The organism is Methylobacterium sp. WSM2598 (assembly GCF_000379105.1).
Lineage (GTDB): Bacteria > Pseudomonadota > Alphaproteobacteria > Rhizobiales > Beijerinckiaceae > Methylobacterium.
In genome coordinates this window covers 2,314,715-2,327,547 of sequence record NZ_KB900609.1, presented here as the reverse complement: position 1 = coordinate 2,327,547, position 12,833 = coordinate 2,314,715, and the positions used below count along the sequence as shown (strand labels likewise).

General features: G+C 72.4%; 10 protein-coding genes. 4 read left to right on the top strand and 6 right to left on the bottom strand.

What is annotated here, in order from left to right; translation table 11 throughout:
* Positions 1-115: 115 nt before the first annotated feature.
* The gene (locus MET2598_RS0110905) at positions 116-862 is read left to right on the top strand and encodes a hypothetical protein (protein WP_026190653.1); all 747 of its coding nucleotides are present in this window, start codon (positions 116-118) and stop codon (positions 860-862) included.
* A 33-nt stretch (positions 863-895) separates the two neighbouring features.
* On the opposite strand, the gene urtE is transcribed toward MET2598_RS0110905, so the two are convergent.
* The 5 genes from urtE to urtA all read right to left on the bottom strand — a co-directional run bounded on the left by urtE (position 896) and on the right by urtA (position 6,677).
* Complete coding sequence (urtE, locus tag MET2598_RS0110900; RefSeq protein WP_018260852.1) at positions 896-1,591, bottom strand: urea ABC transporter ATP-binding subunit UrtE; 696 nt, start codon at positions 1,589-1,591, stop codon at positions 896-898.
* Positions 1,592-1,605: 14 nt separating this feature from the next.
* Positions 1,606-2,400 (bottom strand): urea ABC transporter ATP-binding protein UrtD, encoded by a 795-nt coding sequence (urtD, locus tag MET2598_RS0110895; protein ID WP_012332462.1) that lies wholly within the window; start codon positions 2,398-2,400, stop codon positions 1,606-1,608.
* Positions 2,397-3,545 (bottom strand): urea ABC transporter permease subunit UrtC, encoded by a 1,149-nt coding sequence (gene urtC, locus MET2598_RS0110890; protein ID WP_018260851.1) that lies wholly within the window; start codon positions 3,543-3,545, stop codon positions 2,397-2,399. The genes urtD and urtC overlap by 4 nt, the downstream gene beginning before the upstream one ends.
* A 2-nt stretch (positions 3,546-3,547) precedes the next feature.
* Positions 3,548-5,191, bottom strand: coding sequence for an urea ABC transporter permease subunit UrtB (gene urtB / locus MET2598_RS0110885; RefSeq protein ID WP_018260850.1), 1,644 nt, complete (start codon positions 5,189-5,191; stop codon positions 3,548-3,550).
* Between the two features lie 199 nt (positions 5,192-5,390).
* The gene (gene urtA / locus MET2598_RS0110880) at positions 5,391-6,677 is read right to left on the bottom strand and encodes an urea ABC transporter substrate-binding protein (protein WP_018260849.1); all 1,287 of its coding nucleotides are present in this window, start codon (positions 6,675-6,677) and stop codon (positions 5,391-5,393) included.
* Positions 6,678-7,081: 404 nt separating this feature from the next.
* On the opposite strand from urtA, the gene MET2598_RS0110875 reads away from it, so the two are divergent.
* From MET2598_RS0110875 to guaD, 3 genes are read left to right on the top strand one after another with little or no spacing between them, the layout of a single operon-like run.
* Complete coding sequence (locus MET2598_RS0110875; protein ID WP_018260848.1) at positions 7,082-8,746, top strand: alpha-amylase family protein; 1,665 nt, start codon at positions 7,082-7,084, stop codon at positions 8,744-8,746.
* Between the two features lie 41 nt (positions 8,747-8,787).
* Complete coding sequence (gene gltX / locus MET2598_RS0110870; protein WP_012332467.1) at positions 8,788-10,131, top strand: glutamate--tRNA ligase; 1,344 nt, start codon at positions 8,788-8,790, stop codon at positions 10,129-10,131.
* A 42-nt stretch (positions 10,132-10,173) separates the two neighbouring features.
* A complete protein-coding gene (gene guaD / locus MET2598_RS0110865; protein WP_018260847.1) occupies positions 10,174-11,538 on the top strand; it encodes a guanine deaminase in 1,365 nt (454 codons plus the stop codon).
* Between the two features lie 24 nt (positions 11,539-11,562).
* On the opposite strand, the gene otnK is transcribed toward guaD, so the two are convergent.
* Positions 11,563-12,831 carry a 3-oxo-tetronate kinase gene (gene otnK / locus MET2598_RS0110860; protein ID WP_026190651.1) on the bottom strand — a complete coding sequence of 423 codons (1,269 nt, stop codon included), beginning with the start codon at positions 12,829-12,831 and terminating at the stop codon, positions 11,563-11,565.
* Positions 12,832-12,833: the final 2 nt, after the last annotated feature.

Sequence of the window (12,833 nt, the reverse complement as noted above, 5' to 3'; positions counted from 1 at the left end):
GGCCGCCCGGCCGGCGCCGCCAAGATCGGGACGGAGCGCCCGCCGAGACTCCGTTGACACTCCCCCCGGAAACAGTCAATCCAGTGTGACTTCATCCAAAAGCCGGGGCTGCGGGATGAACCCTGTCGAATATCTCCGGGATTTCGCCAAGCAATACCCCACTCAGGGTGCGATTCTCGCCTCGGCAATCGCCTGCTTCGCCGCGGTGGCGCTCATCGAGCAGTTCGGGACGCGGCTCGAGAGCGCGATTCCCGCCGTCGTCTACGTCCTCGCGGTCGGGGTCGTGCTCTTTCTGCTGGTGAGATTCCTCAGCGAGCCGATCGCGCAGCGCGCTTCGGGCTGGTTCATCGCGCTGCTGATCGTCGCGTGGCTGCCGCTCTTCGTGTGGAGCCGGTCCCGGCCCGAGAATGAGCGGCTCGCCTGCGTCGTGTATTTCTGGCTACCCTGCCGCATCGCCGCCGACGCCGCCGCCTCGCAGGCGCAAGCCGCGCCGCCGGCCGGCACGCCGGCACCTGCGAAGCCGGCCGGCGCGACGGCGGCGCCGGCCGGTCCGGCCGCCGAGGCCAGGGCGAAGTACCAAGTCTACATCCAGTTCGCGGGCTTCCCGCGGCCCGCCATCGCGGCCCTCGCCAACGCCCTGGCGGCCCAGGGCTGGGCCGTGCAGGGGGCCGGTGCCGGCGGCGAGCGGGTCGCGGCCGCCGCGACCCTCGCCGAGGTGCGCTACGGCGACCCCGCCGCCAAGCCCGCCGCCGAGGCGCTCGCCGCCGCCCTCAATCAGAGCGGGATCGTCCCCAGGACCGTCAGGGCGGTCCCGCTGGCGATCATCAGGCCGAACGTGCTGGAAGTCTGGATCGGGCAGTAGCGCGGCGCCCCGCGGGCGCGCCGCGGCGGCGGCTCACACCGACAGCCAGCGCCGCACCTGCGCCTCGACCATCTCGGATCTCGGCCCGGCCTCCACCACCTGCCCGCGATCCATCACGGCGTAACTGTCGCACAGGTCGCGCGCCCACTCGAAATACTGCTCGACGAGGACGATCGCCATCTCGCCCTTGCCGCGCAGGTAGTCGATCGCCCGGCCGATATCCTTGATGATCGAGGGCTGGATGCCCTCGGTGGGCTCGTCGAGGACGAGGAGGCGTGGGCGGGTCACCAGGGCCCGACCGATCGCGAGCTGCTGCTGCTGGCCGCCGGAGAGGTCGCCGCCGCGGCGCCAGAGCATGTCCTTCAGCACCGGGAACAGGTCGTAGATCTCCGCCGGCACGTAGCGGTCGCGGCGCGTCAAGGGCGCGAACCCGGTCTCCAGGTTCTCCTTGACGGTGAGCAGCGGGAAGATCTCGCGGCCCTGGGGCACGAAGGCGACGCCCCGGCGCGCGCGATCGTAGGGGGGAAGCCGGCTGATCTCCTCGCCGGCCAGCCGCACCGCGCCCTTCGAGACCGGCTGCTGGCCCACGATGGCGCGCATCAGCGAGGTCTTTCCGACGCCGTTGCGGCCGAGCACGGCCGTCACCTTGCCGACCTCGGCGGTGAGGGAGACGCCGCGCAGGGCCTGCGCCGCGCCGTAATGCAGGTCGATCGCCTCGACGGTGAGCATGCTGCCGGACCCCCTCAGCGGCCGAGATAGACCTCGACCACCCGCGGGTCGGCCGAGACGGAATCGATCGAGCCCTCGGCCAGCACCGCGCCCTCGTGCAGGCAGGTGACGCGGCAGCCGAGGGCGCGCACGAAGTGCATGTCGTGCTCGACCACGATCACCGCGTGGTCGCGGGCGATGCGCCGCAGCAGCGCGGCGGTCGCCTCGGTCTCCGCGTCGGTCATGCCGGCCACCGGCTCGTCCACGAGGAGCAGCTTCGGGTCCTGCGCCAGCAGCATGCCGATCTCCAGCCACTGCTTCTGGCCGTGGGAGAGGTCGGCGGCCGGCCGCGCCCGGTGCGCCAGCAGGCCGGTCGTGCCGAGGATCGCGTCGATGCGCTCCGCCTCGACCCGGTTGCGCCAGCCGAACAGCGAGGCGGTGGCGCCGCGCGGCCCCTTGAGGGCGAGCAGGATGTTGTCCGCCACGCTGTGGCTCTCGAACACGGTCGGCTTCTGGAACTTCCGGCCGATGCCGAGTTCGGCGATGTCCGCCTCGTCCATGCGGGTGAGGTCGTGCACGCCGTCGAACATGACGGTGCCGGAATCCGGCCGCGTCTTGCCGGTGATGCAATCCATCATGGTGGTCTTGCCGGCCCCGTTCGGGCCGATGATGGCGCGCATCTCGCCGGGCATCAGGGTCAGCGACAGGCCGCGCAGGGCGCGGTAGCCGTCGAACGTGACCCGGATGTCATCGACGTAGAGGAGCGTGCTGGTGAGGCGCCGCTCCTGGGCGGGACCCGCCGGGGGGTCGAGGGCGATCGCCGCGCTCATGAGCCGCGTCCTTCCTCGGCGAGGGCCGGCTCGACCTCCCCCGGCGCCGGCCCGGGCAGGGTCGCCCGCGCGCGCCGGCTCCCGAGCCGCTCGACGAGCGTGCCCACGATGCCGCGCGGCAGGAACAGGGTGACGACGACGAAGAGGGCGCCGAGCATGAACAGCCAGGCGTCCGGCATCGCGCCGGTGAGGAGCGTCTTGGCGTAGTTGACGAGGACGCCGCCGAGGGCGGCCCCGACCAGGGTGCCGCGGCCGCCGACCGCGACCCAGATCACCGCCTCGATGGAGTTGGCCGGCGTGAACTCGGACGGGTTGATGATGCCGACCTGCGGCACGTAGAGGGCGCCGGCCACGCCCGCCATCATGGCCGAGACCGTGAAGGCCAGGACCTTGAAGTGGGCCGTGCGGTAGCCGAGGAAGCGCGTGCGCGATTCCGCGTCGCGGATCGCGATCAGCACCTTGCCGTAGGCGGAGGTCGTCATGACGCGGGCGACCAGGTAGGCGAGCGCCAGGGCGGCGGCGGTGAGGACGAACAGCGTCACCCGGGTCCCCTGCGCCTGCACGTTGAAGCCCAGGATGTCCTTGAAGTCGGTGAGCCCGTTATTGCCGCCGAGGCCCATGTCGTTGCGGAAGAAGGCGAGCATCAGCGCGAAGGTCATCGCCTGGGTGATGATCGACAGGTAGACCCCGGTCACCCGCGAGCGGAAGGCGAGCCAGCCGAACACGAAGGCGAGCAGGCCCGGCACCAGCAGCACCATCAGCGCCGCGAAGGGGAACCAGTCGAAGCCGTGCCAGTACCAGGGCAGGTCCTTCCAGTTCAGGAAGACCATGAAGTCGGGCAGGATCGGGTGGCCGTAGACGCCGCGCGGGCCGATCTGGCGCATCAGGTACATGCCCATCGCGTAGCCGCCGAGGGCGAAGAAGGCGCCGTGGCCGAGGGACAGGATGCCGCAATAGCCCCAGACGAGGTCGAGGCTGAGCGCCAGGATCGCGTAGCAGAGGTACTTGCCCATCAGCGAGACCGCGTAGGTGGGCACGTTCGCCGCCGAGCCCTCGGCGGTCGCGAGGTTGAGGACCGGCACCGCCACCGCGAAGGCGAGGAGGACGGCGAGGAAGACCCAGCCCTTCCGGTCGATCAGGGTCATGCTCACGCCTCCACCGCCCGGCCCTTCAGCGCGAACAGGCCGCGCGGGCGCTTCTGGATGAACAACACGATGAAGATCAGGAGCAGGATCTTGCCGAGCACCGCCCCCGCGTAGGGCTCCAGGAACTTGTTCGCGGCGCCGAGGGTCAGGGCCGCGACGAGCGTGCCCCAGAGATTGCCGACGCCGCCGAACACCACGACCAGGAAGGAATCGATGATGTAGCTCTGGCCGAGGTTGGGCGAGACGTTGTCGATCTGCGACAGCGCCACGCCCGCGATGCCGGCGATGCCCGAGCCCAGCCCGAAGGTGAAGGCGTCGATCCAGGGCGTGCGGATGCCCATGGCGGCAGCCATGCGCCGGTTCTGCGTCACCGCCCGGGTCTTCAGGCCGAAGGAGGTCGCCTTGAGGATCAGGTTGAGCCCGACGAAGACGGCGAGCGCGAAGACCACGATCCAGAGCCGCCCCCAGGTGATCGCGAGGCCGAACACGTCGACGGCGCCGGACATGTAGGACGGCGCCCCGACCTCGCGGTTGGTCGGCCCGAACAGCGAGCGGACCCCCTGCTGCAGGATCAGGCTGACGCCCCAGGTCGCGAGCAGCGTCTCGAGCGGCCTGCCGTACAGGAAGCGGATGATGCCCCGCTCGATCACGATGCCGACCGCGCCCGCCACCAGGAAGGCGAGCGGGATGGCGATCGGCAGCGACCAGTCGAACAGGCCGGGCGCCCGCTGGCGGATCACCTCCTGCACCAGGAAGGTCGTGTAGGCGCCGAGCATCACCATCTCGCCATGCGCCATGTTGATGACGCCCATGACCCCGAAGGTGATGGCGAGCCCGATCGCCGCGAGCAGCAGCACCGAGCCGAGGGAGATGCCGTACCAGGCGTTCTGGAGGTTCGCCAGGATGGCGAGGCGGAACGCGATGCCGGCGACCGCCTTGGCGCCGGCCTCGCGCAGGGCGGCCGGCGCGTCCGCCGGCAGGCCGCGCAGGATCGCGAGCGCGTCGCCGTCGCCGCGGGCCTGGAGCACCGCCACGGCGGCGACGCGCTGGGCCTCGCTCGCGTCGGGCTTGGCGAGGAGGGCGGCGGCGCGGGCCTCCTCCAGGGCGCGCCGCACGCCCGCATCGCTCTCGCGGGCGAGCGCCGCGTCGAGGGCCGGCAGGGCGGCGACGTCGCGCGCCTTGAACACCGCGTCCGCGGCGGCGCGGCGCCGGCCGGCCTCGGGCGCGACCAGGTTGAGGGTGCCCTGCGCGGCGTCGATGGCGCGGCGCACCCGGTTGTTGACGCGCACGGGCCTGAACCCCTCCGCGCCCGGCACCGCGGCGCCCGTGCGGGCGAGCGTCAGCGCGGCGCCGTCCCGGATCGCCAGGGCCCGGTCCTCGGGGCGGTACAGGAGCCTTCCGTCGGCGAGCGCGCCGAGGACGAGGCCGGCCCGCGCGTCGCCGCTCGCGGCGAGCGCGGCGATGCCGGCCTCGATCTCGGCGTAGCTGTCGCTCGCGAGCCGGGCGTAGGCGGCCTCCGCCGGCGCCGGCGCCGGCGCCGGCGCCGGCGCTTGGGCCTGGGCCTGGGCCTGGGCCTGGGCGTGCGCGGCCGGCAGGGCGGCGGCGAGGACGACGAGGGTCAGGACGAGGGTGAGCCAGCGACGCATTCGGTGTTCCGATCGTTGAACCGGGCCGCGCCGCGGATCAGGCGCGAGATCCCTCCCCGCGCGGCGGAGGGGGCCCGCGCCGCGCGGCGCGGGGGGATTGCGCATCACGCGCCGGGCCGGCCCCCGGCCCGGCGCGCGACGGTGGGGGAACGGGAGCCCGGCGGACCCGCCCGAGGCGAAGCCGCCGGGGAAGGGCGGCTCACGCGCCGCCGCACTTCTTGGTCTTGGTGTTGTAGTTGCCGCAATTGAGCTTCACCCAGTCGGCCTCGAGATCCTTGGAGCCGTCGAGCTCCTTCGACCACGCATCGCCCGGGACCAGGCCGTCCGTCTTCCACACCACGTCGAACTGGCCGTCGCCCTTGATCTCGCCGATGAAGACCGGCTTGGTGATGTGGTGGTTCGGCAGCATCTCCGACGTGCCGCCGGTCAGGTTGGCCTGCTTGGTGCCGGGCAGCGCCGCGATCACCTTGTCCGGATCGACCGAGCCGGCCTTCTCGACCGCCTTCACCCACATGTTGAAGCCGATGTAGTGGGCTTCCATCGGGTCGTTGGTCACCCGCTTCGGGTTCTTGGTGAATTCCTTCCACTTGGCGATGAACGCCTTGTTGTCCGGCGTGTCGATCGACTCGAAGTAGTTCCAGGCCGCGAGGTGGCCGAGCAGCGGCTTGGTGTCGATGCCCGCCAGCTCCTCCTCGCCGACCGAGAAGGCCACCACCGGGATGTCGGTCGCCTTGATGCCCTGGTTGGCCAGCTCCTTGTAGAACGGCACGTTCGCGTCGCCGTTGATCGTCGAGACCACCGCCGTCTTCTTGCCGGCCGAGCCGAAGGCCTTGATCGCGGCGACCCGGGTCTGCCAGTCGGACTGACCGAACGGGGTGTAGTTGATCGAGATGTCCTCGGGCTTCACGCCCTTCGACTTGAGGTAGGCTTCGAGGATCTTGTTGGTCGTGCGCGGGTAGACGTAGTCCGTGCCCTCCAGCACCCAGCGCTGAACCTTCTCCTCCTTCATCAGGTAGTCGACGGCCGGGATCGCCTGCTGGTTCGGGGCGGCGCCCGTGTAGAACACGTTGCGCTCGCTCTCCTCACCCTCGTACTGCACGGGGTAGAACAGGACCGAGTTCAACTCCTTGAAGACCGGAAGGACCGACTTGCGCGACACGCTGGTCCAGCAGCCGAACACCGCCGATACCTTGTCCTTCGAGATCAGCTCGCGCGCCTTCTCGGCGAAGAGCGGCCAGTTCGAGGCCGGGTCGACCACGACCGCTTCGAGCTTCTTTCCCAGCACGCCGCCCTTCTTGTTCTGCTCATCGATCAGCATGAGCATGACGTCCTTGAGGGTCGTCTCGGAGATGGCCATCGTGCCCGAGAGCGAGTGCAGGATGCCGACCTTTATCGTCTCCTGCGCGAACGCGGCGGTGGACGCCACCGTGCCGAGCGCGAGCCCGCCCGCGACGGCGGCGCGCGAGAGCCATGCCTTCCAGGACATCGTCATGTTTTCCTCTTCCCCCGACCTCTCGTCCGGTCGCCCCCCACCGGCAAGCGATGTGCCAATTTCGCGTGCGCCGACAGCCTAGGCCGGGGGCCCGGATTCGGTCCGAACCGCGGCCGGACGCCGGCATTGCAGCGCAAACGGGCAGGCCTGCGCCGCCGTCGAGCCCAAAGGCGCGTCACGCTGCCCATCAGGCCGGCAATTTGCCGCCGAAGTGGCGCGGCCGCCGCGATTCCGCGCCGGGACGGCACCCAGATCGGCCGATCGCGCTCGCGAGCAGGCCTCGCTCGGGTCGAAGCCTGAAGCCTGCCCGAGGTCTCCGCCTGTGCCGCGTAACCTCCGCTGAGCCGGCATCCCCTTCGTCGGGAAATGCTCTAGCTGTGCGGCCAGGGGAGACGCCGATGATCGAGGACCTCTGGTACAAGAACGCCGTCATCTACTGCCTGTCGGTCGGCACCTTCATGGATGCGAACGGCGACGGCATCGGCGACTTCTCCGGCCTGGAGCGGCGCCTCGACTACCTGGTCGGGCTCGGGGTGACGGCCCTCTGGCTGATGCCGTTCCAGCCCTCGCCGATGCGCGACAACGGCTACGACGTCAGCGACTATTACGGCGTCGACCCGCGCTACGGCACGCTCGGCGACTTCGTGGCCTTCACCCACGCGGCCAAGCAGCGCGGCCTCAAGGTCCTGATCGACCTCGTGGTCAACCACACCTCCGACCGCCATCCCTGGTTCCAGTCGGCCCGCTCCGACCCGGATTCCCCGACCCGCGACTGGTACGTCTGGTCGAAGACCAAGCCCCCGCACGCCGACAGCGGCGTCGTCTTCCCGGGGGTGCAGAAGACCACCTGGACCTACGACCGGGCGGCGCGGGCCTATTATTTCCACCGCTTCTACGATTTCCAGCCCGACCTCAACACCGCGAACCCGCGGGTGCAGGCCGAGATCCTGAAGATCATGGGGTTCTGGATCCAGCTCGGCGTCTCGGGCTTCCGCATGGACGCGGTGCCCTTCGTGATCGCCGAGAAGGGGCCGGAGGTGACGGGGGCGCCGGTCGAGCAGTTCGGGATGCTGCGCCAGTTCCGCGAGTTCCTGCAGTGGCGCCAGGGCGACGCGATCATCCTGGCCGAGGCGAACGTGCTGCCGCGCCAGGACCTCGACTATTTCGGCGAGGACGCCGACCGCATGCACATGATGTTCAACTTCCAGGTCAATCAGGGCCTGTTCCACGCCCTGGCGACCGCCACGACGGAGCGCCTGCTCGACTGCCTGGAGAAGACGCGGGCGCGGCCGGCCTCGGCGCAATGGGCGCAGTTCCTGCGCAACCACGACGAGCTCGACCTCGGGCGCCTGTCGGCGGAGGAGCGGGAGGCGGTCTTCGCCGCCTTCGGTCCCGACCCGGACATGCAGCTCTACGGGCGCGGCATCCGCCGGCGCCTGCCCCCGATGCTGAGCGGCGACCGGCGGAGGCTCGAACTCGCCTACAGCCTGATGTTCACCCTGCCGGGCACGCCGGTCCTGCGCTACGGCGACGAGATCGGCATGGGCGACGACCTCCGGCTGCCCGAGCGCGAATGCGCCCGCACGCCGATGCAGTGGTCCGACGAGCCCGAGGGCGGGTTCACCAAGAGCGCGCGCCCGGTCGCGCCGCCGATCCGCTCCGGCCCCTACGGCTACCCGCACGTGAACGCCGCGGTCCAGCGCCACGACCCGAACTCGCTGCTCAACTGGCTGGAGCGGATCATCCGGATGCGCAAGGAGGTGCCGGAGATCGGCTGGGGCGATTTCACCGTGCTGAGGACCGGGGCCGAGAGCGTGCTCGGCCTGCGCTACGAGTGGCGCAACAACGCGGTGGTCTGCCTGCACAACCTCGCGGCGGAGCCGATCGAGATCCGCTTCGCGACCGGCCTTCCCGGCGAGGGCGGGGCGCTCACCGACCTCCTCACCGGCGAGCGCAACCCCCCGGACGAGAGCGGCCGGCACACCTTGCTCCTCGAAGGCTACGGCTACCGCTGGTACCGGGCCGGCGGGCTCGACTACCTGCTGAAGCGCAGCGAGGTGTGAGCCCCTGTGACAGCGCCCGCGCGCTTGCGTAGAAGCGGCCCATGGCTCCCGTCGTCCGCTTCGCGCCCTCCCCCACGGGCTACCTCCACATCGGCAATGCCCGCCCGGCCCTCTTCAACGCGCTCTTCGCCCGGCGCGCGGGGGGCCGCTTCGTGCTGCGCCTCGACGACACCGACACGGCGCGCTCGACGCCCGAATTCGCCGCGGCGATCGTCGAGGACCTCGCCTGGCTCGGCATCGTGCCGGACGAGACCCTGCGCCAGTCCGACCGCATCGCCCTCTACGACGCGGCGGCGGAGCGCCTGCGCGCGGCGGGCCGCCTCTACCCGGCCTACGAGACGTCCGACGAGCTCGAGCGCCGGCGCCGCCGCCAGCTCGGCCGCGGCCTGCCGCCGGTCTACGACCGCGCCGCCCTGCGGCTGACGGCCGAGGAGCGGGCCGCCTTCGAGGCCGAGGGACGGCGGCCGCACTGGCGCTTCCGCCTCGATCCCGGCCCGGTCACCTGGACCGACCTCGTGCGCGGCCCCTGCCACGTCGAGGCCGATTCCCTCTCGGACCCGGTGCTGGTGCGCGAGGACGGCAGCTACCTCTACACCCTCCCCTCCGTGGTGGACGATGCCGAGATCGGCATCACGCACGTGATCCGGGGCGAGGACCACGTCACCAACACGGCGGTGCAGATCCAGATCTTCCGCGCGCTCGGCGCCGCCGTGCCGGTCTTCGCCCACCACAACCTCCTCACCACGGCGAGCGGCGAGGGCCTGTCGAAGCGCCTCGGCCACCTGTCGCTGCGCGGCCTGCGCGACCAGGGCTACGAGCCCGGCGCGGTCGCCTCCCTGGCGGTGCTCACCGGCTCCTCGGAGGCGGTGCGGGCCGTCCCCGACCTCGACGGGCTGGCCGCGCTCCTCGACCTCGCCCACGTCTCGCGGGCCCCCGCCAAGTTCGACCCGCACGACCTCGACCAGCTGAACGCGCGCCTCCTGCACGAGATGCCCCTCGCCGCCGCGGCGCCGCGGCTCGCCGCCCTGGGCATTCCGGCCGCGGCGGCGGAGCCGTTCTGGGCCGCCGTGCGGGCGAACCTCGCCACGTTCTCCGACGCGGCCGGGTGGTGGCGCGTCGTCGCCGGCCCCGCCGCGCCGCTGATCGCCGATCCGGCCCTGGCGGCCCGCGCGGCGGCGCTCCTGCCCCCGGAACCCTGGGACGCGACGACCTGGAAGAGCTGGACCGAGGCCGTGAAGGCCGCGACGGGGCTCAAGGGCAAGGCGCTGTTCCTGCCGCTGCGGCTCGCCCTGACCGGGCTCGATCACGGCCCCGACCTCTCGGGCCTGCTCCCGCTGATCGGGCGCGAGCGGGCGCAGCGGCGCCTGCGCGGCGAGGCGGCCTGAGCCGCGCGCGATCCCCGCTCCCCCTTCCTCGCAGGTGACCCCATGCCCCCCGAGCCACGGCCCCGCCGCGCCGCCCTGCGCGGGCAAGCGATCAGCTTCTCGGGCAATCCCTTCCTGCAGGCGCCGCGGGACTGCTTCGTCCACCACGAGGACGCGCTGATCCTGATCGAGGACGGGCGGATCGCCGCCTTCGCGCCCTACGATCCCGCCCTGCTGCCGCCGGGCGTGACGCCGGTCCACTACGAGAACGCCCTGATCACGGTGGGCTTCGTCGACGCGCACGTGCACTACCCGCAGGTCGGGATGGTGGGCGCCTTCGGCGAGCAGCTGCTCGCCTGGCTCGAGCGCTACACCTTCCCGGCCGAGCGCGCCTTCGCGGACCCGGCCCATGCCGAGGCCGCCGCCAGGATCTTCCTGCGCGAGATCCTGCGGGCCGGCACCACCACGGCCTCGGTCTACTGCACGGTCCATCCCCACTCGGTCGACGCCCTGTTCGCCGAATCCGAGCGGTTCAACACCCTCATGGTGGCCGGCAAGGTGCTGATGGACTCGCACGCGCCGGACGACCTGCGCGACACGGTCGAGAGCGGCTACGAGGACAGCCTCGCGCTGATCCGCCGCTGGCACGGGCGCGGCCGGCAGCATTACGGGGTGACGCCGCGCTACGCCGGAAGCTGCAGCGCGGCGCAGCTCGACTCGGCCGGGGCGCTGCTGCGCGGCCATGAGGGCCTGTTCCTGCAGACCCACCTGAGCGAGAGCCCGGCCGAGGTCGCCTGGGTGCGCGACCTGTTTCCGGCCCGCTCCAGCTACCTCGACATCTACGCCCATGCGGGGCTGGTGCGGCCGCGCGCGATCTTCGGGCACGGCATCCACGTCGGCGAGGAGGAGTTCTGCACCTGCCACGCGGCCGGCGCGGCGCTCGCCCATTGCCCGACCTCGAACCTCTTCCTCGGCAGCGGCCTGTTCCGGCTCTTCGACGCCCTCGATCCCCGCCGCCCGGTGCGGGTCGCGATCGGCACCGATATCGGGGCGGGGACCAGCTTCTCCGCCCTGCGCACGCTCGGCGAGGCCTACAAGGTCGCCGCCCTGCGCGGCGACGCCCTCGACGGGCTGAGGGCCTTCCACCTCGCGACGCTCGGGGGCGCGGCCGCGCTCCACCTCGACGACCGGATCGGCCGGATCGCGCCGGGCTACGACGCCGATCTCTGCGTGCTCGGCCTCGACGCGACGCCGTTCCTGGCCTTCCGCACCGCCCGCTGCGAGCGCGTCGAGGACCTGATGTTCGTCCTGATGACGCTCGGCGACGAGCGCGCGGTGCGGGCGACCTGGGTGGCGGGCGAATGCGTCTACGACGCCGCCCGCCGGCCGGACCCGTTCCGCTACGCGGACGGCGCGGCGGCCGGATGAGCCTCCGGCGCAGCGCCTCGCGCGTCACGGCATCAGGGCGAGCGCCTGCGCGAAGAAGTCCGGCCCGCCGAAATTTCCCGACTTCAGGGCGAGCCGCATCGGCCGGTCGACCGTGCCGAGCACCGGCACGCCCGGCGCGATCTCGGGGCCGACCCGGAAGGCCGGGAGCCCGAGCGCGTCGACCACCGCGCCCGAGGTCTCGCCGCCCGCGACGACGAGGCGGCGCACGCCGCGCCGCACCAGCCCCTCGGCGAGGCGGGCCATCGCGGCCTCGATGGCGTGGCCGGCGGCCTCGCGCCCGTGCCGGGCCTGCAGGTCCGCCACGGCCTGCGGCGTCGCGCTCGACGCGATCAGGACCGGGCCGGCCCCGATCCGCTCCGCCGCCCAGGACAGGGCCTCCTCGACCTCGTCGGCGCCCGCGAGCAGCCGCTCGGGGTCGAGGCGCCGCACCGGCATCGCGGCCTCGGCCGCCGCGATCTGGCCGAGGGTGGCCTGGGAGCAGCTGCCCGCGAGGCAGGCCGCCGGCCCGCCGACCGGGGCCCCGAGCCCCTCCGCGGCGTCGGCCGGCCGGACCCGGCCGCTCGCCACCAGCGCCCGGGCGAGGCCGAGCCCCAGGCCCGACGCCCCCGTCGAGACCGGATCGGACAGGCAGGCCTGCCCCAGCACGGCGAGATCCGCGTCGAAGACCGCGTCCGCGATGGCCGCGCCCTTGCCCTCGGCCGCGAGCGCGTCGAGGCGGGCGCGCACGGCCTCGGCCCCGCGCGCGACGGTGGCGAGGTCGACGAGCCCGACCGGATCGCGGCTCTGGCGCGCCAGCACCCGGGCGAGGTTGGAATCCCGCATCGGGTTGAGGGGATGGTCCTTGAGCGGGCTCTCGTGCAGCGGCACGGCGCCGACGAAGAGGTGGCCCTGGTAGACGGTGCGCCCCGTCTCCGGGAAGGCCGGCGTCACCAGGGCGATCGCCGCCCCGGAGGAGCGGCGCAGCGCGTCGGTCACCGGGCCGATATTGCCCGCGTCGGTCGAGTCGAAGGTCGAGCAGATCTTGAACAGGACGTGGGCCGCGCCCCGCGCCCGCAGCCAGGCCTCCGCCTCGCCCGACCGGGCGACCGCCTGCTCGGCCGGGATCGAGCGGCTCTTGAGCGAGACCACGACGGCGTCGATCCCCGGCAGGTCGAGGTCGTCGCCCGGCACGCCGATGGTCTGGACCGTGCGCAGGCCCGCCCGGGTGAGGGTGTTGGCGAGGTCGGACGCGCCCGTGTAATCGTCGGCGATGCAGCCGAGGGCGAGGCTCATCG

Excerpts from the sequence above, each read along its gene's own strand:
- MET2598_RS0110905 (WP_026190653.1), top strand. The coding sequence starts at position 116 with ATGAACCCTGTCGAATATCTCCGGGATTTCGCCAAGCAATACCCCACT.
- MET2598_RS0110875 (WP_018260848.1), top strand. The coding sequence starts at position 7,082 with ATGATCGAGGACCTCTGGTACAAGAACGCCGTCATCTACTGCCTGTCG.
- urtD (WP_012332462.1), bottom strand. The coding sequence starts at position 2,400 with ATGAGCGCGGCGATCGCCCTCGACCCCCCGGCGGGTCCCGCCCAGGAG.
- urtB (WP_018260850.1), bottom strand. The coding sequence starts at position 5,191 with ATGCGTCGCTGGCTCACCCTCGTCCTGACCCTCGTCGTCCTCGCCGCC.
- urtE (WP_018260852.1), bottom strand. The coding sequence starts at position 1,591 with ATGCTCACCGTCGAGGCGATCGACCTGCATTACGGCGCGGCGCAGGCC.
- urtA (WP_018260849.1), bottom strand. The coding sequence starts at position 6,677 with ATGTCCTGGAAGGCATGGCTCTCGCGCGCCGCCGTCGCGGGCGGGCTC.
- urtC (WP_018260851.1), bottom strand. The coding sequence starts at position 3,545 with ATGACCCTGATCGACCGGAAGGGCTGGGTCTTCCTCGCCGTCCTCCTC.
- gltX (WP_012332467.1), top strand. The coding sequence starts at position 8,788 with ATGGCTCCCGTCGTCCGCTTCGCGCCCTCCCCCACGGGCTACCTCCAC.
- guaD (WP_018260847.1), top strand. The coding sequence starts at position 10,174 with ATGCCCCCCGAGCCACGGCCCCGCCGCGCCGCCCTGCGCGGGCAAGCG.
- otnK (WP_026190651.1), bottom strand. The coding sequence starts at position 12,831 with ATGAGCCTCGCCCTCGGCTGCATCGCCGACGATTACACGGGCGCGTCC.